Here is a 20175-nt window from a genome sequence, read left to right on the forward strand (position 1 = left end):
GTTGCGCTGTCAGTTGTGGTCCCCAAACGGGGCTCTTGGGAACCATAACTGACAGGGCAAACCGGGTTTAAGCGGGAAGGGACACGGCTGTCACGGGCATGGACGAGTCGGGGGCGAAACTGATTCCGCTCGGCGCCACTCCTGCCATGACCAGCTGGGCTCCCAGTGCCGCCACCATCGCTCCGTTGTCGGTGCAGAGGTCCAGCGGCGGCACGTGCAGCCTGATGCCGGCCGAGGCGCAGCGCTGTCCGGTCAGTTCGCGGAGCCTCGAATTTGCCGCCACGCCGCCGCCGAGCAGCACATCCTTGATGCCGTGCTCGCGGCACGCCAGGACGGCCTTGGAGGAGATGATGTCCACCACGGCTTCCTGGAATGCGGCGGCAATATCGGCAACCGGCACCTCCTGGCCACGCGCCTCGAACTGCTCAACGCACCGGGCAACCGCCGTCTTCAGGCCGCTGAAGGACCAGTCGTAGCGGTGCGGGCCTGGTTCTTCGGCGGTGCCCATGTACTTGGGCTGGCTGAGGCCGCGCGGGAAGCGGATGGCCTTGGAGTTGCCGGTCCGGCCGATCTTGTCGATCGCGGGGCCGCCCGGATAGCCGAGACCGAGGATGCGGGCCACCTTGTCGTAGGCTTCGCCGGCGGCGTCGTCGATGGTTGAGCCGAGGAGGACCACGTCGTCGGTGATGCTGTTGATTTTCAGGATTTCGGTGTGGCCACCGGAGACCAGCAGGGCCCCGAGGTTGGCGGGCAGCTCCGGCACCTGCCCGTCCTTGCCGGCGAGCAGGCCCACGCCGACGTGCGCCACGAGGTGGTTGATGGCGTACAGAGGCTTGCCGGTGGCCACTGCCAAGGCCTTCGCAGCGCAGACTCCCACCATGAGGGCGCCGGCCAGGCCCGGGCCTGACGTGACGGCGAGGGCGTCCACCTCGTCAAGGGTCACCCCGGCCTCGGACAGTGCCTGTTCAAGGGTGGGGACGAACGCATCCAGGTGTGCCCGTGAGGCGATCTCGGGGATGACTCCGCCGAACCGGACGTGCTCATCCATCGATGAGGACACCGTGTTGGTCAGGAGGGTGGTCCCCCGGACAATGCCCACGCCGGTCTCGTCGCAGGACGATTCGATGCCGAGCACCAAGGGCTGCGAGGTGTTCATGGCTGGCCTGCTTCCGTTGATGTCTCGTCTCCCTTGTCCTGGCTGGTTTCCTGCCCCGCGGCCTGCCCGGCGGCGCCGGGGAGCTGGAGCCGCATGATCAGGGCATCCACGCCGTCCCGGTAGTAGCGGGGGCGGACGTGGATCTGTTCGAAGCCGAAGCGGAGGTAGAGCTGCTGGGCCCGGGGGTTGTCGGCGCGGACTTCCAGCAGGAGGTCCGCCGCGTGCCTGCGCCGGGCCTCCTCGATAAGCCGGGTCAACAGCGTGGTGCCGATGCCGCGCCCTTCGTGTTCAGGCACGACGGCGATGGTCTGCACGTCCGCGATGGGCTCGATGCACATCAGCCCGGCGTAGCCCACGATGCCTTCGCTGCCCTCGGCTACCAGGTACCAGCGGGTTTCCGGCTGGGACAGCTCGTCGTAGAACATGTGCAGCGGCCAGGCATCCACCGGGAAGAGACGCTGCTCGAGGACGCTGACGGCGATGACGTCGTCGGGGGTCATTTCCCGGATGGAGACGCCGTGGTTACCGGTGTCCGGTGTGGTGCTCACAGTGCCCTCTTCCGTGGCCCGGGGACCTGGGCGTCCGATTCCCGAAGGTACAGGGGGGTGGAGTCCAGGAGTTCATCGCCGGCGGCGAGCCTGGCGAGCGCGAACTGGCCCACGTACAGGGCGTCTGGCTGTTCCAGGGCGAATTCGGGGTCGGCCTTCAAGCTGTCTGCATACAGGCCGGCGCCGGCGCCGAAAGCGGGAAGGTCCGGCAGGTCCGCCGCGAAGCTGACGTGCGGGCCGTCCTCCAAGACCGGAAGCTGGCCTGCCGTAAGGCTGTAGCGGGCCCAGTAGACCTCCTTGCGCCGCGCGTCCGTCACCACCAGGAATTCGGGGGCGGCGGCAGTGGACTCGGCGACTTCCAGGGCCACGGCATCCAGGCTCATCAACCCGTACAGGGGCTTGCCCCACACGAAGGCCAGCGTGCGTGCCGTGGCTATGCCGGACCGCAGCCCGGTGAACGGGCCGGGCCCCACGCCAACCACCAGGGCATCGATGTCAGCGCCGCCCACACCGGCCTCACCCAGCATTTGCTCGATGCCGGGAGCCAGGATCTCCGCGTGGCTGCGCGTGTCCTCGGTGGAGAAGCTGGCCACCACGCCTTCCAGTGCATCATTGGAGACCAGAGCGGCGCTGGCGACGGCGGACGTGTCGATGGCGAGGATAAGCATCAGGGTCTCCCTTCAAAGGTGGCGAGGGCTTCCGGAACGGCGGCCCAGCGCGGACCGTAGCCGCGGACCATAATTGTCCGGGGTTCGTCGGTGTCCTCGTTTCCGAAATCCAGGGCGTCATCCCCGCCGGTTTCGGTGCCGCCCGAACCGGCATCGGGCACGCCGACGGCGGTCGCTCCAACAGCGTCCAGCCCAAGAGCTTCCAGCCCGATAGGCCGGTGCAGGTCGATTTCCAGCCGGCTCTCGCTCAGGTGCTCCACCCGGTCGTGGCCCCACTCCACCACCGTCACCGACGAGTCCAGCGTGTTCTCAAGATCGATATCGTCAATTTCAGCTGCCGACCCCAGGCGATAGGCGTCAACATGCACCAGGTCCGGCCCGCCCGGACGCGGCCCGTCCGGCAGGTTGGGGTGGATGCGGACCAGGACGAAGGTGGGCGAAATGATGCCGGAACGGACGCCCAGCCCCTCCCCCAGCCCCTGCGTGAAGGTTGTTTTCCCGGCACCCAGCTCCCCGGACAGCACCAACAGGTCCCCGGCTTCCAGGACTTCCGCCAGGTGCACGCCGAGCGCATGGGTCTGTTCCGCCGTCGTCGCGGTTATGGTTTCTTCCCAGTTGGGAAGTCCGCCGGGAGCGCCCTCGGCAGGCTGGCTGGCCGCACTCATGCCGCGCCCTCGCCGCCGTGCACGGCCTGCTCATTAATGAAGCGGCGCGGTACCCGGGGACTGATCCGGGTCACGATCTCGTAGTTGATGGTTCCGGCGGCGCGCGCCCAGTCATCAGCTGTGGGGCCGCCGTCGGCTCCGTCGCCGAAGAGCTCTGCTTCGGCGCCAAGCAGGCCTGCACCTGCAGGGCCCAGATGCCCGAGGTCAATCACCATCTGGTCCATGGCGATCCGTCCCACCACGGGGTAGGTCCTGCCCGCCACACGCACCGGGCCGCCGGTGGCCACACGCGGAATCCCGTCGGCATAGCCCACCGGGATCAGGCCCAGTGTACTGGCGCCGTTCGTGTGGTACCGGAGGCCGTAGGACACGCCTTGCCCGTCCGGCACCTCCTTGCACTGGGACACGACAGTCCGGAGCGTCATCGCGGGCCGGAGTCCCAGCTCGGCCGAGGTCTGGCCGTCAAAAGGCGACAATCCGTAGATGCCGAGGCCCACGCGGACCAGGTCAAAATGCGTGTCCGGGCGGGACAGGGTGGCCGGGGTGTTGGCCAGGTGCCGCACCTCGGGATCCACCCCCGCGTCCTCGGCCACCGCCAGCACTTCCCGGAACGCGGCGAGCTGCTGGTCAGTCTCGGGCCGCTCGGGCTCATCGGCCACCGCGAGGTGCGAGAAAATCCCCACTACGCGCAGCAGCCCCTGGTCCTGGTATTCCATGGCTTCACCCACCAGATGGTCCCAGGTATCAAGGGTGGCGCCGTTGCGTCCCAGGCCGGTGTCCACCTTGAGGTGGATCCGGGCCGGGCGTTCCTGCTCCCGGGCGGCGGCGACAATGCGGTCAAGTTCCCAGCCGGAGCACCCAATATCGACGCCGGCCGCCACCGCTGCGCTGAAGTTGCTTTCGGTGGTATGCAGCCAGGCGAGCAGCGGCGCATCGATTCCGGCGGCCCGGAGGGCGAGGGCCTCGGAGATGTGCGCGACGCCCAGCCATCCCGCGCCCGCTTCAAGTGCCGCCCGGGCCACCGGGACCGCGCCGTGGCCGTAGGCGTCGGCCTTCACCACCGCCATGACCTTCGCCGGCGACGCTGCTGCCGCCAGCCGGCGCACGTTGTGCCGGATGGCGTCGAGGTCAATGACGGCGGACCTTTCGTGGCGGGGCTCCTGTGCCGGGGCAGCGTCGAAATTACCTGTTGCAGCGGGGTAAGTCACCCTAGTGATTCTAGTGCTGGGGCTTCGGGCCGAATAATCACGCGTCCGAAAGGTGCGCGATGGTCGCTGCCGCCCTGCGCTGGGCGGCGAGCGGAACGTCTTGGACGATCTCAGCCAGGAAGGAGAAGCGCCGCAGCCACTGGCTCGTCTGCCGTTCAGGCCTGGCGTTGGCGCGTTTCCACCAGTCGGCGATGTCGCCCCACCCCGGGGCAGCCAGCGATCCGCCCACTTCCTGTACCGCCAGGGAGGCGCAGAGGTTCGCGAAACGAAGCCTGTTCCCCAGCGGCCAGCCAGCCAGGCTTCCCACGATGAACGCGGCGTCGAAACAGTCCCCCGCGCCGGTGGGGTCAAAGGCTTTAACGGGCAGGGAAGGCACCCATTCCTCCTCCCCTGTTTCCGAGTCCACGGCCATGGCACCCTGGGGGCCCAGCGTCACCACGGCCACCGGAACGCGGTCCGCCAGCGCGTACAGGGCGGTCCAGGGATCGTCCTTGCCCGTGAAGGCCATGGCCTCGCGCTGGTTGGGCAGGAACGCGTGGAAGTACTGCAGGTTATCCAGCCGCACCGGCGCCCACACCCCGCTCGGGTCCCAGCCGACATCCCCGAACAGCTTCACTCCCGCCTGGTGCGCCGCCTTCGCCCAGGGCTCCACTTCCATTCCCACTTCTGCGATCCCGGCGAGCGCGGGCGGCGGATCACCAATGAGCTCGGAGGATGTGACGGGGGCGGCATGGCCATGGGTTACCAGTGACCGGTCCTTGTCCACACACAGGGACACGGTAACCGGTGAGTGCCAGCCCGGAACCTTCTTTGACAGGCTTAGGTCCACGTGCTCCTGGCCGGAAAGGATCTTCCAGTTGAAGTCCCCATATCCGTCGTCACCGAACGCCGCCGCCAGCCCTGTTCGCAAACCCAGCCGGGCCGCTGCGATCGCCTGGTTGGCCACACCGCCCGGACAGCTGCCCATCCCGTCACTCCAGATCTCCGTGCCCGGTTCAGGCCCGTGGGGCAGGCCGGTGAAGATGATGTCCTGGAACACCGTGCCGGCGAGGAGCACATCGAATCCAGCCTCCGACGGCGACCGTACGGCAGCCAGGGGATCGAACGGGCGTGCTGGAATCGCGTCCATGCCCGCACACTACGCCCTGCGGTGCACAGACGGTAGGGGCGGCGGTAGGTGCTGTGGACAACCGCGCCTAGACTGCTGGGTATGCGGCTCCTGATCGTAGGCGGCGGAGGTTTCCGGGTTCCCTTGATCTACCGGGCGCTGGTCTCCGGCCCTTTCTCCGGCATGGTCACCGAACTCGTGCTGTATGACGTGGACCTCTCCCGCCTGGCCGCGGTAACGGCGGTGCTGCGCAGCATGCCCGGTGCCGGCGCCCGCGTACCGGTCCATCCCACCACCAGCCTCCCCGAGGCGTTGAGGGGCACGGAGATGGTTTTTGCGGCCATCCGCCCCGGGGGTACACAGGGCCGCGTGGCGGACGAAAGGGTTGCCCAGGATCTCGGGGTGCTGGGCCAGGAGACCACCGGGGCCGGCGGCATCTCCTACGCCCTGCGGACCATCCCGCACATGCTGAACCTCGCGCGGTTGATGACGGAGCACTGCCCGGAGGTTTGGCTGATCAACTTCACCAACCCTGCCGGCATGGTCACCGAAGCCCTCGTGCCGGTGCTCGGCCGGCGCGTCATTGGGATCTGCGACTCCGCGGGCGGGTTGGTGCACCGCGCGGCGCGGGCGGCCGGCGTAACCCTGCCGGAGGGAAGGCTCGACGGCGTGGGCTACTACGGGTTGAACCATCTGGGCTGGCTGTACCGGCTGGAGTCCGAAGGGCGTGACGTGCTGCCGGACCTGCTGTCCAGCCCGCGCGCGCTTGAGTCCTTTGAGGAGGGCAGGCTGTTCGCGCAGCCGTTCCTGGCCGGCCTGGGCGCCCTTCCCAATGAGTACCTGTATTACTACTACGAACAGGACAAAGCCCGGGACGCGATGCGGGCCATGGCGCAGACCCGCGGGGAATCCATTCACAGCCAGCAGCAGGAACTCTACCCCCGGCTGGCCGCGGCCGGTTCCGGGGCGTTCGGGCTGTGGGAGGCTGCCCGCCGCTCGCGCGAGGAGGGGTACCTGGCCGAAGCCCGCGGGAAAGACGAGCCGCGCGACGAGCAGGATCTTGCGGGCGGCGGATACGAGCGGGTGGCGTTGGCAGCCATGCGCGCCCTGTCCGGTTCCGGGGAGGAGCAGCTGATCCTCAATACGCACAACGCCCTCCCGGCTGCGGTGCCGGCCGCTTCCCAGCCAGCCACTGCTGCGCCAGCCACTCCTGAAGCAGCCATTCCGGGCCTGCCGCCGGACGCCGTCGTCGAGGTTCCCTGCACGGTGACGGCCGACGGCGCGCTGCCGCTGCCCCAGCAGGAACCGCCGGCGGACCGGCTCAGCCTGTTGCGCCAGGTGAAGGACGTGGAGCGGCTGGCGGTGCGGGCAGTGACGCACGGGGACCGTGACGCTGCATTGCAGGCCTTCGCCCGGCACCCGCTGGTGGCATCGGAAGAAGTCGGCGCGGCGCTGCTGGCCGGCTACGAGCAGGCATTTCCGGTTCTGGGGAAGATGTGGCGCGGCAGTAGGCGTTGACAGAGGAGTAGTGTTTTACCGAATGCCCAGCACTGATCCGGCACAGTAATCTGGGCCGACGGCCGGAAGGAGGGTCCGTGGCACCTGTCCGCAGGGTGGCATTACTGTCCCTCCACACCTCCCCCATGGAACAGCCCGGCTCCGGGGACGCCGGCGGGATGAACGTCTACATCCGGGAACTGGCCTCAGCCCTGGCCGAGGCCGGCGTGGAAGTTGAAATCTTTACGCGCTCCACCTCCGCCAACCAGCCCGCCGTCGAGCATCCGGACCCCGGCGTGTGCGTCCACAACGTGCTGGCCGGGCCGCCGAAGAAGATCCCCAAGGAAGAACTTCCCGGCCTGCTGCACCACATGGTGGAGGAGATCGAGCAGATCCGGCGGCGGCAGCCGCACGGACATTACGACGTCATCCACTCCCACTATTGGGTGTCCGGGATCGCCGGCCTGGAGCTGTCGCAGCTGTGGGGCGTGCCCCTGGTCCACACCATGCACACCATGGCCAAGGTCAAGAACCTCCTGCTCGAGTCAGGTGAGCAGCCCGAGCCGCGGCGCCGTGAGCTGGGCGAGCACCGGATTGTGGACGATGCCGCAAGGCTTATTGCCAACACCAGCGCCGAAGCCGCCGAGCTGGTATCGCATTACGGGGCGTCGTACGACCGCATCGATATTGCGCCGCCGGGGGTGGACCTCAGCACCTTTACCCCCGCTTTCCGGGCCCGGTCCAGGAGAGAGCGGGATATCAGCCCCGACACCTTCCACCTGGTTTTCGCGGGGCGGATCCAGCGGCTTAAAGGGCCGCAGGTCCTGGTGAAGGCTGCAGCACTGCTGCGTGGGCGCCGCCCGGACATAGACCTCCGGCTCACCATCCTGGGCTCGCTGAGCGGGAACAAGGAGTTCAACCTGCGGCGCCTGGTGGCGGAGGCGGGAATGGACGACGTCGTCACGCAGCTTCCGCCGGTGAAGGCCCCTGAGCTGGCGGCCTGGTTCCGTTCGGCCGACGTGGTGGTGATGCCCTCCTACAGCGAGTCGTTCGGGCTGGTGGCGCTTGAGGCCCAGGCCTGCGGTACGCCGGTGGTGGCCACCCGGGTGGGCGGACTGTCACGGGCCATCTTCCACGGCAGGACCGGGTTGCTGGTGGACGGACATCACGCCGCCGACTGGGCGGATGCGCTGGAGGCTTTGTATGACGACCCCAAGACCCGCGAGGACATGGGCCGGGCCGCCGCAATCCGCGCCCAGAACTCAGGCTGGCAGCGCACCGCCGCCATTACGCTGGAAAGCTACCATGCCGCCGTTGACACTTTTGTGCGCCGGCATCTGACCACTGCCCTTCCAGCCTCCTGAATCTGCACCCCTGCCGGTCCGCAGCTGTTAGTTTTAGGTCAGGTAACCGGCGCAGGCCGGTGCGGAAAGGACAACGATGTCTCGTCTTCCCACTGATCTCAAGATCGCCAGGGCTGCCCGGATCCGGCCCATCGACGAGATCGCCGCAGCCGCGGGAATCAACCTGGAAGCCCTCGAGCGGTACGGGCGGTATAAGGCGAAAATCGACCCGGCCGGCCTCGTCGCGCTGGCCCCGCACGGCAAAGTGGTGCTGGTCTCAGCCATGTCCCCTACACCGGCCGGCGAAGGGAAGTCCACCACCACCGTGGGGCTCGCGGATTCCCTCGCCCGGGCGGGGCACCGTGTGATGATCGCCCTGCGGGAGCCCTCGCTCGGCCCGGTCCTGGGGATGAAGGGCGGAGCCACCGGCGGCGGATACTCCCAGGTGCTGCCCATGGATGAAATCAACCTGCACTTCACCGGCGACTTCCATGCGATCACCTCGGCCAACAACGCCCTGATGGCGCTGGTGGACAACCACATTTTCCAGGGCAACGAGCTGAACATCGATCCCCGGCGGATGACTTTCAAACGAGTCCTGGACATGAATGACCGGGCCTTGCGGGAGGTGGTGATCGGCCTGGGCGGGCCCGCGCAGGGGGTACCGCGCGAGGACGGATTCGACATCACCGTGGCGTCCGAGATCATGGCCGTATTCTGCCTGGCGACGGACCTGACCGACCTCCGCGAGCGCCTGGGCCGGATCACGTTCGGCTACACCTATCACCGTGCACCCGTCACGGTGGCCGACCTCGGGGTGCAGGGTGCCCTCACGCTGCTCCTCAAAGAGGCCATCAAACCCAACCTGGTGCAGACCATCGCCGGCACACCGGCGTTGGTGCACGGCGGTCCTTTCGCGAACATCGCCCACGGCTGCAACTCGCTGATCGCCACGCAGACGGCCCGGCGGCTGGCGGACATCGTGGTGACCGAAGCCGGTTTCGGTGCTGACCTGGGCGCCGAGAAGTTCATGGACATCAAGGCGCGGTCTGGCGGCTTGGCCCCGGCGGCGGTGGTGGTGGTGGCGACGGTGCGCGCGCTGAAAATGCAGGGCGGGGTGGCCAAGGACAAGCTCACGGAGCCGGACCCGCCGGCGCTGGAGGCCGGCGTCGCGAATTTGCACCGGCATGTGCGGAACGTGGAGAAGTTCGGTGTGACGCCGGTGGTGGCCATCAACAGGTTCTCCTCGGACTCCCAGGAGGAACTGGACTGGCTGCTGGCCTGGTGTGCTGCCGAAGGGGTCCAGGCCGCCGTCGCCGACGTGTGGGGGCGCGGCGGCGGGGGTGACGGCGGGGACGAACTCGCAGCCCTCGTGGCGCAGGTAGTGTCCGGGCCCAACAGCTTCCGGCACCTTTATCCGCTGGAGTTGCCGGTGGAGGAGAAGATCCGGACCATCGCGCAGGAAATCTACGGAGCGGACGGCGTGGAGTTCTCCGTGCCTGCCCTGAAGCGGCTTGCCGATATTGAACGGAACGGCTGGTCCCACCTGCCGGTCTGCATGGCCAAGACGCAGTACTCCTTCACGGACGACGCTTCCCGCCTCGGGGCACCGAAAGGCTTCACCATCCACGTGCGCGACCTTCTGCCTAAAACCGGGGCGGGCTTCATCGTGGCGCTCACTGGTGCCGTGATGACCATGCCCGGCCTGCCCGCCTCCCCGGCCGCGATGCGCATGGACGTGGACGCCGCCGGCAACCCCATCGGCCTCGCCTGACCCAACGCCCCACCACCTCCCGCACCTTTTCCGCCAACGCCCCATCACCTCCCGCACCTTTCCGCCAACGCCCCATCACCTCCCGCACCTTTTCCGCCAACGCCCCATCACCTCCCGCACCTTTTCCGCCAACGCCCCATCACCTCCCGCAGAGTCCCTCGTCCCTGTGGATAACTTCTGTAGGGGTCCCTCTTTTTGGGCCACAATGCCAACATGCCTAAGCCCATCGATCTGCCCCAGCCGTTGGCTAGCGCCCCTTTCACCTTCACCGCGGCGCGGGCCTTCGGCGTGACGAGCAGCAGGCTGCGGGGGCGGGACTTGTCCCATGTGAGTAGGGAGTTGTACCGCCCGTCGGACTGGAGCTTTGACCTGGAGGCCGCAGCGCGTGCGTTGTCTGAGGTATCGCCGGGGGCCTGGATCTCGCACGTTACTGCGGCACGCCTGCATTGCCAGCTGCTGCCCGCCTGGCTGGCGGACTCCTCCGAACTGCATCTGAGCAAGCCCAAGCAGTTACCCCAAGTGCGCCGAAAAGGCGTGATGGCGCATAACGTCATCGCAAGCGAGGACGAAGTTGAATCAGTGGACGGCATCCGGATAAGGACCCGTTCGCGAACATGGCTCGACTTAGCCCGGCGGTTGTCGCTGTCTGACTTAGTGTGCCTTGGAGATCAAATTATTCGCATCCCTCGAGCACAGTTTGAGGGCAGATCCGAGCCCTTCGACACGTTGGACGGCCTCCGGCTCTTGGTTGCGAGGCACCCCAACCTTCAGGGCATCATCCGCGCGCGGGAGGCACTTGAGCTGATGCGGGTCGGGGCGGATTCGGCACCGGAGTCAATGCTCCGGCTGGCCATGGCAGATGCGAACTTACCCGAGCCCGACCTGCAAATCTCACTTTGGCCGGAAGACTCTGTTTCCCCTACGGCCGACCTCGGCTACCGGCATCGCCGTCTCGCAATCCAGTACGACGGCGGACATCACCTTCTTGACGCGCAGCAATTTAGCGACCGACGCCGTGACAAGGCCTTCGAATCGGCTGGCTGGACCGTGCTGGTTCTCAATAAAGATGACGCCGCTGATGGCTTCGAAGGCGCTATCACCCTGATCAAGCGCTATCTGCGCACCGGATGGATGGATCATCCCTACGCAGCCGGTTTTGTCAGTACTGGATGAAGTAGGGCATGGCACGAAAAGCCGCAGGAGGTGATGGGGCGTTCTGGGAAAAGCTGCAGGAGGTGATGCGGCGTGGCACGAAAAGCCGCAGGAGGTGATGGGGCGTTCTGGGAAAAGCTGCAGGAGGTGATGCGGCGTGGCACGAAAAGCCGCAGGAGGTGATGGAGCGTTCTGGGAAAAGCTGCAGGAGGTGATGGGGCGTGTTAAATGACGACGCTCCCCCACCCGAATAAAAGGGGTGAGAGAGCGTCGGCTGCCGAAAGGAAGGCTTAGCGCTCCAGGTCTCCGCGGATGAAGGCTTCCACCTTTTCGCGGGCCAGATCGTCGTTGAACTGCTCCGGCGGGGACTTCATGAAGTAGCTCGATGCGGAGAGCAGCGGGCCGCCGATGCCGCGGTCCAGGCCGATCTTGGCGGCGCGGATGGCGTCGATGATCACGCCGGCGGAGTTGGGTGAGTCCCAGACCTCCAGTTTGTACTCGAGCGACACGGGGGCGTCGCCGAAGTTGCGGCCCTCGAGGCGGACGAAGGCCCACTTGCGGTCATCGAGCCACTGGACGTAGTCGGACGGGCCGATGTGGACGTCCTTCGCAGCCAGTTCGGCTTCGACGTTGGACGTCACGGCCTGGGTCTTGGAGATCTTCTTGGACTCCAGGCGGTCGCGCTCCAGCATGTTCTTGAAGTCCATGTTGCCGCCGACGTTCAGCTGGTACGTGCGGTCCAGGGTGACGCCGCGGTCTTCGAACAGCTTGGCCATGACACGGTGCGTAATGGTGGCACCGATCTGGCTCTTGATGTCGTCACCCACGATCGGCACGCCGGCGGCGGTGAACTTATCCGCCCACTTTTTGGTCCCGGCGATGAACACGGGCAGGGCGTTGACGAAGCCCACGCCGGCGTCGATGGCGGACTGGGCGTAGAACTCGGCTGCTTCCTGCGAGCCGACCGGCAGGTAGCAGACCATAACGTCAACGGCGGCGTCCTTGAGGGCCTGGACAACGTCCACGGGCTCTTCGGTGGACTGTTCGATGGTCTCGAGGTAGTACTTGCCGAGGCCGTCGAGGGTGTGGCCGCGCTGGACGGTCACGCCGGTGGGCGGCACGTCAGCGATCTTGATGGTGTTGTTTTCGCTTGCCAGGATGGCGTCGGCAAGGTCAACGCCGACCTTTTTGCCGTCGACATCAAACGCGGCGACGAACTCGACGTCACCCACGTGGTACTGGCCGAACTCAACGTGCATCAGGCCCGGAATCGTGGCCTTGGGGTCTGCGTCCTTGTAGTAGTGGACGCCCTGGACCAGCGAGGCGGCGCAGTTTCCTACGCCGACGATTGCAACACGAATCGGATGTGAAGACACGGAACTCCTTTGAGGAAAAACGTCAACCGGCCGGTTTCGGCTTCAGGGAAGTACGACGACGCCCGGCAGGCTTGGCGCCGCGCGGCGCCTTTTCATAGTACCCAACAGAGCGGGGCGGGAACTTGTTCCCCCGTCCCGCCTATTGGACTGGCAGGGCGGACATCAGACGGGCTGTTTCCAGAGGTTGATGTCCGATTCCACGGCGAACTCGTCGATGTCATTCAACTCGTCAGCCGTAAATTCGAGGTTGTTGACGGCGGACAGGGTGTCCTCCAACTGGGCAACACTGGATGCACCCACCAGTGCCGAGGTTACCGGCGAACCCTTTGGCTGGTCCCGCAGAATCCAGGCGATGGCCATCTGCGCCAGCGTCTGGCCGCGGCCTTCGGCAATGGCGTGCAGGCCGCGGATCCGCCCCAGCTTCTCGTCCGTGATGGCGTCCTCGGACAGGAACCGGGCCTTGGCGGCGCGGGAGTCGGCGGGAATCCCGTTCAGGTAGCGGTTGGTCAGCATGCCCTGGGCCAGCGGCGAGAAGGCGATGGAGCCGGCCCCCACCTGGTCCAGTGCCTCATAGAGGTTGGGGCTGCCGTTCTCGGTCCAGCGGTTGAGCATGGAGTAACTGGGCTGGTGGATCAGCAGCGGTGTCCCGAGTTCCTTCAGGATCCGGGCTGCCTCCAGGGTCTGCTCCGGGGTGTAGGAGGAGATGCCGGCGTACAGTGACTTGCCTGAGCGCACGGCGTAATCCAGGGCGCCCATGGTTTCTTCCAGTGGCGTTTCCGGGTCCGGCCGGTGACTGTAGAAAATATCGACGTAATCCAAGCCCATCCGCTGCAGTGACTGGTCCAGGCTGGAAATCAGGTACTTGCGGGAGCCCCATTCACCATAGGGCCCGGGCCACATGTAGTAGCCGGCCTTCGTAGAGATCACCAGTTCGTCGCGGTACGGCTTGAAGTCGTCCTTCAGGTGCCGGCCGAAGTTGGTTTCGGCAGAACCGTCCGGCGGCCCGTAGTTGTTGGCGAGGTCAAAGTGGTTGACGCCCAGGTCGAAGGCGCGCCGCAGGACGGCGCGCTGTTCGTCAAAGCGTTTGTCGTCGCCGAAGTTGTGCCACAGGCCCAGCGAGATGGCCGGGAGTTTCAGGCCGCTGCGGCCGACGCGGCGGTAGGGCATGGTGTCGTAGCGGTTCTCCGCCGCGGAATAAGTCATACATTCCATCCTGCCAGTGGTGACCGGCGTTACAGAGGGTGGGCGGAAAAGTTACGCCGCGGGCTGACAGGCGCCAGCCCGCGGCGTAACTTTCGAGCAGGGATCAGGACTTCAGGATCGCCGCACTCCAGGGCCCCAGGGCGAGGGCTTCGCCGTCAAGGTCGGTTCCCTCATCGGTTGCCAGCAGGAGCGATCCGGAAACGCCCTCCAGCCGCCGCTTGGCGTCGGAGAAGTTCAGCAGTACCTCGACGCTGCCCCGGCGGAAACGCAGCCAGCCGGCGTCGTCGTCGAACGTCACGTCTGTCTCCCCAAAGCCAAGCCCGGCGAGCTCGGAATACTCCCGGCGCAGCGCCGTAAGCGAGCGGTAAAGCTCCAGGAGCCGCGCGTGGTCACCGCCCGAGGCTTCGTCCCAGTTCAGCTTGGACCGGCGGAAGGTCTCCGGATCCTGGGGATCGGGCACGACGGCGGGATCCCACCCCATGCGCTCGAACTCCTTGATGCGGCCTTCCGCGGTGGCCTTACCGAGCTCGGGTTCCGGGTGCGACGTGAAGAACTGCCAGGGCGTGCTCGCGGCGAACTCCTCGCCCATAAACAGCATCGGCGTGAACGGCGACGTCAGCGTGAGCACGGCAGCAACCGCCAACTGCCCGTAGGACAGTGACTGCGAGAGCCGGTCCCCGGTGGCCCGGTTGCCGATCTGGTCGTGGTTCTGGTTGCACACCACCAGCGCCGCAGGATGGGCAAGGGCGGAATTGATGGGCCGGCCGTGGTGCCGCCCGCGGAAGCTGGAGTAGGTGCCGTCGTGCAGGAACCCGTCCTTCAGCACCTTGGCCAGCACCGCGAGGGATTGGAAGTCCTCGTAGTATCCGGTGGTTTCGCCGCTGACGTTCACGTGGACGGCATGGTGGAAGTCGTCGCTCCACTGTCCGTCCAGCCCGTACCCGTTGGCGTCCCGGGGATAGATCAGGCGCGGGTTGTTCAGGTCCGATTCCGCGATCAGGGTTTTGGGCAGCCCGGTTTCCGCCGAGATGGCATCGCCCAGGGCACCGAACTCCTCCAGGATGTGCACGGCACGTTCGTCGCGTAGGGCATGCACAGCGTCCAGCCGGAGCCCGTCCACGTGGTAGTCCCGCAGCCACAGGGCGAGGTTGTCGAGGATGTACTCGCGCACCACGTCGGAACCTGGGCCGTCCAGGTTCACGGAGTCGCCCCAGGTGTTGGCGTCCCCCTGCTTCAGGTACGGGCCGAACTTGGGCAGGTAATTGCCGCTGGGGCCGAGGTGGTTGTACACCACGTCCTGGATGACACCGAGGCCGGCTGCGTGGGCCGCGTCCACAAACCGCTGGTAGGCCGCCGGCCCGCCGTAGCCTTCGTGGACGGTGTACCACTGCACGCCGTCGTAGCCCCAGTTATGCGTCCCGTTGAAACCGTTGACCGGCAGCAGCTCCACGAAATCAATCCCCAGGTCGGCCAGGTAGCCCAGCTTTCCGGCCGCGGCCTCCAGCGTCCCTTCGGGAGTGAACGTGCCCACGTGGAGTTCGTAGATCACCGAGCCGTTCAGGTCCTTGCCCTTCCAGCCCGCGTCCTGCCAGGAGTGTGCGGCCGGGTCGAAGGTCCTGGACAGGTCGTGGACCCCGACGGGCAGCCGCCGCGACCGGGGGTCCGGCACGGGGTGCCCGTCGCCGTCCAGCAGGTAGCCGTAGTCCACCTCGCCCTCACCGGGAGCGTCCGGTGCTGTCCACCAGCCCTCCTGCCCGGGCGCAGTCTCCTTCTTCAGCATCGGATACTGCCGGCCGTCCGCCTGCAGGATCACTGATTGGGCGTCCGGGGCCCACACGTCGAAACGCGCGGGCCCACTGTTGACGAGGGTCATGCCTGTTCTCCATCCACCGGTACCAGCAAAGCCACCGGGTAGGTACCCAGGACGTCCGCCACCGAAACGTTGCCGGCACCGTAGCTGGCGCCCGTGAGCTCGTCACGCATCGCGGTGGGAAGTTCGACGCCGGTGTCCCGCCAGCCGCCGTCGGCAGCCAGTCCGGCGGGCAACCGGGTGGCCAGCGTCAGGGCTCCGGGTGCGCTTTGGCTACCGCGGTGGAACGCGAGCAGGTGGCCGGCCGCGGCGCCGGACGCGGTCACCGGGGTGTAGGCCTGGAACAGTTCGGGCCGGTCGCGGCGAAGCCGGAGGGCACGTGAGGTGACCAGCAACTTGCTCGACTCAGTTCCCGCCGCGGGCAACGTGCCGCCGTCGAGCTTTGCCAGTTCCGCCTGCCGGGCGTTGAAGTCCACGGGCCGGCGGTTGTCCGGGTCGGTCAAGGACTGTTCCCAGAACTCGCTGCCCTGGTAGACGTCCGGGACCCCGGGCATGGTCAGCTGGACCAGCTTGGCGGACACAGAATTGGAGGCCGCGTAGGAATCGATCCGTGAAACGAAGTCCTCCACCACCTTGGTGACCCGCTCGTCGTCGAACACTGCGTCCACCGCCGCCTTGAAGCGCGACTCGAACTCCTCGTTCGGGTCCGTCCAGGTGGTGGAGTTGCCTGCTTCCCTGGCAGCTTTTTCGGCATAGCCCTGAAGCCGCTCCCTGCTGGCCGGCCAAGCCCCGATGATGGCCTGCCACAGCAGGTTTTCGTAGGGACCATCCGGAATTGGCGCCAGGTCGCGCAGCCTGTTCAGGGTGGCAGTCCACTCGGTGGGCAGTTCGGCGATGACTGAAATCCGCGCCCTGGCGTCCTCGCTGCGCTTGGTGTCGTGCGTGGACAGTGTGGTCATGGAGAGGGGCAGCTCCTCCTGCCGGCGGAGCATCCGGTGGTGGAACTCCTCCGGAGACACGGAGAACTCGGTGGGTTCAGCGCCCACCTCCGTCAGTGTGCCCAGCCGGGTGTAGCGGTAGAAGGCCGTGTCCTCCACGCCCTTGGCCATCACCATGCCCGAGGTCTGCTGGAACCGGACCGCAATCGGGTTGGCCGGGTCCAGGAGCAGCGGCAGCAAAGTACCCACCGCAACCTCCAGCTCAGGCCGGTGCGCCGCGGCGGACTCGCAGGCTTCCTTGAGGATCTCCGCGCCGGTGGGCAGGTAGGTCCGGTAGACCGGGAAGGCGGCGATGATTTCCGCCAGCGCATCGGCCGCCTGTTCCACCGAAAGCCCGTGGGACTCGGGAACCAGGCGCGCCAGGCGCAGCACCTCGGAGCGGAGGATGCCGTCGGCAATCATCCGCTTGGTGCCCCGGATCATCTCGGCATAGTCTGCCGGGACATCAGAGCCCCGGAGCTTTGCGTCAAGCTCATTGAGGGGCTGCTCCCCGGCAGGGTCAACAAAAACCCGGTCAACGTCAGCCAGTGCGTCATACCCTGTGGTTCCTTCGGTGGCGAACTCCTCGGGCAGGACTTCGCCCGGCTCCAGGATCTTCTCCACCAGGATGTAGGCCCCGCCGCTGAGGTCCTTGAGCCAGCGCAGGTAGCCCACAGGATCGGCCAGGCCGTCCGGGTGGTCCACGCGCAGCCCGTCCACCAGCCCCTCACGGAACCAGCGGCCCACTTCTGCATGGGCTTCCTCAAACACGCGCGGAGTTTCCACCCGGATGCCGGCCAGCGTGGTGACGGCGAAGAAGCGCCGGTAATTCAGCTCGGCGTCCGCCCGGCGCCAGCCGATCAGCTCGTAGTGCTGGCGGCTGTGCACCTCCCGGGCCGAATCGCCGTCCGAGTACGTGCCTTCGGCGATCGGGAAGCGGTGATCGTAGTAGCGGAGCTCGCCGTCCTTGATCTCCAGCTTGTCCAGGTCGTCGTCCGAACCGAGCATGGGCAGCCGGATCTTCCCGCCGGCCAGGTCCCACTCGACGTCGAAAGCGTCCGCGTAGGGTGAGCCCTGCCCTTCCTTCAGCAGGGACCACCACCAGGGGTTCTGGGCAGGAGTTGCCACGCCAACATGGTTGGGAACGATGTCCACCAGGACACCCATGCCGTGCTCACGGGCTGCCTTGGACAGGGCCAGCAGTCCTTCGGGGCCGCCCCGCTCCGGATCCACGGCGGAGGGGTCGGTCACGTCGTAGCCGTGATCCGAGCCCTGCTCCGCCATCAGGATGGGAGAAAGGTAAACCCAATCCACCCCAAGGGATTTCAGGTACGGAACCTTCTCGGCAGCGTCAAACAGGGTGAAGCTTTTCCGGATCTGCAGGCGGTAGGTGGACGCTGGGACCCTCACTTGCCTGTTTCCTTCCGGGCCCCGATCTTGGTGGTCTTTCCCGGCTCGGCCACCGCAGGGGTACTGATGGATTCCGTCTCGCTGGTGGAGGTCTGGGTCAGCGCGGCGAGGGAGGCAGCAACGGAGTGGTCCGGCTCCACCTCGGGCACAGTGTGGGCACGCAGTACCACCAGGGACTTTGCCTCCACGGGCAGTGGCTGTCCGGCGTTCACTGGCTCCGTGTCAGCGTTCACGCCGGCGGTGTCGATGATGATGTCCCAGGCCGGGGCGTATTCGTCTGACGGCAGCGTGAACTTCACTGTGTCATCGTGGGCGTTGAAGTACAGCAGGAAGTTCACATCGGTGATCCGGCGGCCGCGGCTGTCCTTGCCCTGGATGCCGTCGCCATTGAGGAAGACGCCCACGGACCGGCCAAAGCCGGCTTCCCAGGCCTCCGGCTTCATGGTTTCACCCTCAGGGTCAAGCCATACGATGTCCGGCAGTCGTTCGCCCTCTCCCCGGAGGACGGGCCGGCCATCAAAGAACCGGCTGCGGCGGAAGGTGGGGTGCTTGGCGCGCAGGGCGTTGACCGCCGCCGTGAACTCCACCAACGGCTGGTCAATGGTCTCCCAGTTGATCCAGGTGACTTCGGAATCCTGGCAGTATCCGTTGTTGTTGCCCTGCTGGGTCCGGCCCATCTCGTCGCCATGCAGGAGCATGGGCACGCCTTGGGACAGGAGCAGCGAGGCGATGAAGTTCCGCTGCTGGCGGGCCCGCAGCGACAGGACCTTGGGATCATCCGTGGGGCCTTCCACGCCGCAGTTCCAGGAGCGGTTGTGGGATTCGCCGTCGTTGTTGCCCTCACCGTTGGCGTCGTTGTGCTTCTCGTTGTAGGAAACCAGGTCCGCGAGGGTGAAGCCGTCGTGTGCGGTGACGAAGTTGATGGAGGCCACGGGGCGGCGGCCGGAGTGCTCATACAGGTCTGCGGAACCGGTGATCCGGGAAGCAAATTCGCCCAGGGTCGCCGGTTCGCCGCGCCAGAAGTCGCGGACGGTGTCGCGGTACTTGCCGTTCCATTCGGTCCACTGCGGGGGGAAGTTGCCCACCTGGTAACCGCCGGGTCCAACGTCCCAGGGCTCGGCAATCAGTTTCACCTGCGAAACCACGGGATCCTGCTGGATGAGTTCGAAGAAGGTGGACAGTTTGTCCACATCGTAGAATTCACGGGCCAGGGTGGAGGCGAGGTCGAACCGGAAGCCGTCCACGTGCATCTCGGTAACCCAGTAGCGCAGGGAGTCCATGATGAGCTGCAGCGAGTGCGGGTGCCGGACGTTGAGGGAGTTGCCGGTACCGGTGTAGTCCATGTAGTGCTTTTCGTCGCCGTCCATCAGGCGGTAGTAGGCGGCGTTGTCGATGCCCTTGAAGGACAGCGTGGGGCCCAGGTGGTTGCCTTCGGCGGTGTGGTTGTACACCACGTCCAGGATGACTTCGATGCCGGCTTTGTGCAGCGCGCGGACCATCGCCTTGAAGTCTTGGACCTGTTGGCCGGTATCCCCGGTGGAGCTGTAGGTGTTCTGGGGCGCGAAGAAGCCGATGGTGTTGTAGCCCCAGTAGTTGTTCAGGCCCTTGTCCTGCAGGGTGCCGTCGTTCACGAACTGATGCACAGGCATCAATTCGATGGCGGTGATCCCCAGCTTCTGCAGGTGCGAGATGACCGCCGGGTGGGCGACGCCGGCATAGGTTCCGCGCTGTTCTTCGGGAATCTCCGGGTGCAGTTCGGTGAGGCCTTTGACGTGGGCTTCGTAAATGACCGACTGGTGGTAGGGAATCCGCAGGTTCTGGTCGCCGTCCCAGTCAAAGAACGGGTTGATGACCACACCCATCATCATGTGGCTGGCAGAGTCCTCGTTGTTGACGGAGTCAGGCTCGCCCAGGTTGTAGGTGAACAGAGAGGGGTCCCAGTCCACCTGGCCGTGGATGGCCTTGGCGTAGGGGTCCAGCAGGAGCTTGTTGGGGTTGAACCGGTTGCCGGAAGCGGGGTCGTACGTGCCGTGGACCCGGTAGCCGTACTTCTGGCCGGGCTGGACCTGCGGGATGTAGCAGTGCCAGACGTACCCGTCCACCTCGTCCAGCGTGATGCGGGTTTCCTTGCCGTCGTCATCGAAGAGGCACAGTTCCACTTTTTCTGCTCGTTCGCTGAACAGGGCAAAGTTGGTGCCGGTTCCGTTGTAGGTGGCGCCAAGGGGATAAGCCGATCCGGGCCAGACTTCCATTAATGCTCCTCTTTCTTAGACGGCAGCA

15 protein-coding genes are annotated in these 20175 nt (G+C 66.3%); 4 read left to right on the forward strand and 11 right to left on the reverse strand.

What is annotated here, in order from left to right:
- Positions 1–67: 67 nt before the first annotated feature.
- Genes tsaD through AC5RVY_RS01025 form a run of 6 tightly spaced genes read right to left on the reverse strand, consistent with a single transcriptional unit; the run spans position 68 to position 5374 of the window.
- Positions 68–1156, reverse strand: coding sequence for a tRNA (adenosine(37)-N6)-threonylcarbamoyltransferase complex transferase subunit TsaD (gene tsaD / locus AC5RVY_RS01000; protein WP_493952858.1), 1089 nt, complete (start codon positions 1154–1156; stop codon positions 68–70).
- The gene (gene rimI / locus AC5RVY_RS01005) at positions 1153–1656 is read right to left on the reverse strand and encodes a ribosomal protein S18-alanine N-acetyltransferase (RefSeq protein WP_493953675.1); all 504 of its coding nucleotides are present in this window, start codon (positions 1654–1656) and stop codon (positions 1153–1155) included. Before rimI ends, tsaD begins: the two co-directional genes overlap by 4 nt.
- A gap of 44 nt (positions 1657–1700) precedes the next feature.
- The gene (tsaB, locus tag AC5RVY_RS01010) at positions 1701–2372 is read right to left on the reverse strand and encodes a tRNA (adenosine(37)-N6)-threonylcarbamoyltransferase complex dimerization subunit type 1 TsaB (protein WP_493952859.1); all 672 of its coding nucleotides are present in this window, start codon (positions 2370–2372) and stop codon (positions 1701–1703) included.
- Positions 2372–3037 (reverse strand): tRNA (adenosine(37)-N6)-threonylcarbamoyltransferase complex ATPase subunit type 1 TsaE, encoded by a 666-nt coding sequence (gene tsaE, locus AC5RVY_RS01015; protein ID WP_493952860.1) that lies wholly within the window; start codon positions 3035–3037, stop codon positions 2372–2374. The genes tsaB and tsaE overlap by 1 nt, the downstream gene beginning before the upstream one ends.
- Positions 3034–4245 (reverse strand): alanine racemase, encoded by a 1212-nt coding sequence (gene alr / locus AC5RVY_RS01020; RefSeq protein WP_493952861.1) that lies wholly within the window; start codon positions 4243–4245, stop codon positions 3034–3036. Before alr ends, tsaE begins: the two co-directional genes overlap by 4 nt.
- Before the next feature lie 37 nt (positions 4246–4282).
- Positions 4283–5374: a carbohydrate kinase family protein gene (locus AC5RVY_RS01025; protein WP_493952862.1), complete on the reverse strand. Its 1092-nt coding sequence runs from the start codon at positions 5372–5374 to the stop codon at positions 4283–4285.
- Between the two features lie 81 nt (positions 5375–5455).
- On the opposite strand from AC5RVY_RS01025, the gene AC5RVY_RS01030 reads away from it, so the two are divergent.
- The 4 genes from AC5RVY_RS01030 to AC5RVY_RS01045 all read left to right on the forward strand — a co-directional run bounded on the left by AC5RVY_RS01030 (position 5456) and on the right by AC5RVY_RS01045 (position 11140).
- Entirely contained in the window at positions 5456–6871 is a 1416-nt protein-coding gene (locus AC5RVY_RS01030; RefSeq protein ID WP_493952863.1) for a family 4 glycosyl hydrolase, read from the forward strand.
- 77 nt (positions 6872–6948) lie between these two features.
- Entirely contained in the window at positions 6949–8214 is a 1266-nt protein-coding gene (mshA, locus tag AC5RVY_RS01035; RefSeq protein ID WP_493952864.1) for a D-inositol-3-phosphate glycosyltransferase, read from the forward strand.
- Positions 8215–8290: 76 nt separating this feature from the next.
- Positions 8291–9967, forward strand: coding sequence for a formate--tetrahydrofolate ligase (locus AC5RVY_RS01040; RefSeq protein WP_493952865.1), 1677 nt, complete (start codon positions 8291–8293; stop codon positions 9965–9967).
- A gap of 213 nt (positions 9968–10180) precedes the next feature.
- A complete protein-coding gene (locus tag AC5RVY_RS01045; protein ID WP_493952866.1) occupies positions 10181–11140 on the forward strand; it encodes an endonuclease domain-containing protein in 960 nt (319 codons plus the stop codon).
- A gap of 269 nt (positions 11141–11409) precedes the next feature.
- Here AC5RVY_RS01045 and AC5RVY_RS01050 read toward each other — a convergent pair whose 3' ends face one another.
- The 5 genes from AC5RVY_RS01050 to glgX form a co-directional block, all read right to left on the reverse strand.
- A complete protein-coding gene (locus AC5RVY_RS01050; protein ID WP_493952867.1) occupies positions 11410–12495 on the reverse strand; it encodes an inositol-3-phosphate synthase in 1086 nt (361 codons plus the stop codon).
- 162 nt (positions 12496–12657) lie between these two features.
- Entirely contained in the window at positions 12658–13698 is a 1041-nt protein-coding gene (gene mgrA / locus AC5RVY_RS01055; protein WP_493952868.1) for an L-glyceraldehyde 3-phosphate reductase, read from the reverse strand.
- A 103-nt stretch (positions 13699–13801) separates the two neighbouring features.
- Positions 13802–15571, reverse strand: coding sequence for a malto-oligosyltrehalose trehalohydrolase (gene treZ, locus AC5RVY_RS01060; protein ID WP_493952869.1), 1770 nt, complete (start codon positions 15569–15571; stop codon positions 13802–13804).
- Positions 15568–17895 (reverse strand): malto-oligosyltrehalose synthase, encoded by a 2328-nt coding sequence (treY, locus tag AC5RVY_RS01065; protein ID WP_493952870.1) that lies wholly within the window; start codon positions 17893–17895, stop codon positions 15568–15570. The genes treZ and treY overlap by 4 nt, the downstream gene beginning before the upstream one ends.
- Positions 17892–20147 carry a glycogen debranching protein GlgX gene (glgX, locus tag AC5RVY_RS01070; protein WP_493952871.1) on the reverse strand — a complete coding sequence of 752 codons (2256 nt, stop codon included), beginning with the start codon at positions 20145–20147 and terminating at the stop codon, positions 17892–17894. Before glgX ends, treY begins: the two co-directional genes overlap by 4 nt.
- Between the last annotated feature and the right edge of the window lie 28 nt (positions 20148–20175).

The organism is Arthrobacter sp. Ha26 (genome assembly GCF_059091705.1).

Coding starts and splice junctions, on each gene's coding strand:
- mgrA (WP_493952868.1), bottom strand. CDS start 13,698: ATGACTTATTCCGCGGCGGAGAACCGCTACGACACCATGCCCTACCGC.
- AC5RVY_RS01045 (WP_493952866.1), top strand. CDS start 10,181: ATGCCTAAGCCCATCGATCTGCCCCAGCCGTTGGCTAGCGCCCCTTTC.
- glgX (WP_493952871.1), bottom strand. CDS start 20,147: ATGGAAGTCTGGCCCGGATCGGCTTATCCCCTTGGCGCCACCTACAAC.
- AC5RVY_RS01040 (WP_493952865.1), top strand. CDS start 8,291: ATGTCTCGTCTTCCCACTGATCTCAAGATCGCCAGGGCTGCCCGGATC.
- tsaB (WP_493952859.1), bottom strand. CDS start 2,372: ATGCTTATCCTCGCCATCGACACGTCCGCCGTCGCCAGCGCCGCTCTG.
- AC5RVY_RS01025 (WP_493952862.1), bottom strand. CDS start 5,374: ATGGACGCGATTCCAGCACGCCCGTTCGATCCCCTGGCTGCCGTACGG.
- rimI (WP_493953675.1), bottom strand. CDS start 1,656: ATGACCCCCGACGACGTCATCGCCGTCAGCGTCCTCGAGCAGCGTCTC.
- treZ (WP_493952869.1), bottom strand. CDS start 15,571: ATGACCCTCGTCAACAGTGGGCCCGCGCGTTTCGACGTGTGGGCCCCG.
- AC5RVY_RS01030 (WP_493952863.1), top strand. CDS start 5,456: ATGCGGCTCCTGATCGTAGGCGGCGGAGGTTTCCGGGTTCCCTTGATC.
- tsaE (WP_493952860.1), bottom strand. CDS start 3,037: ATGAGTGCGGCCAGCCAGCCTGCCGAGGGCGCTCCCGGCGGACTTCCC.
- tsaD (WP_493952858.1), bottom strand. CDS start 1,156: ATGAACACCTCGCAGCCCTTGGTGCTCGGCATCGAATCGTCCTGCGAC.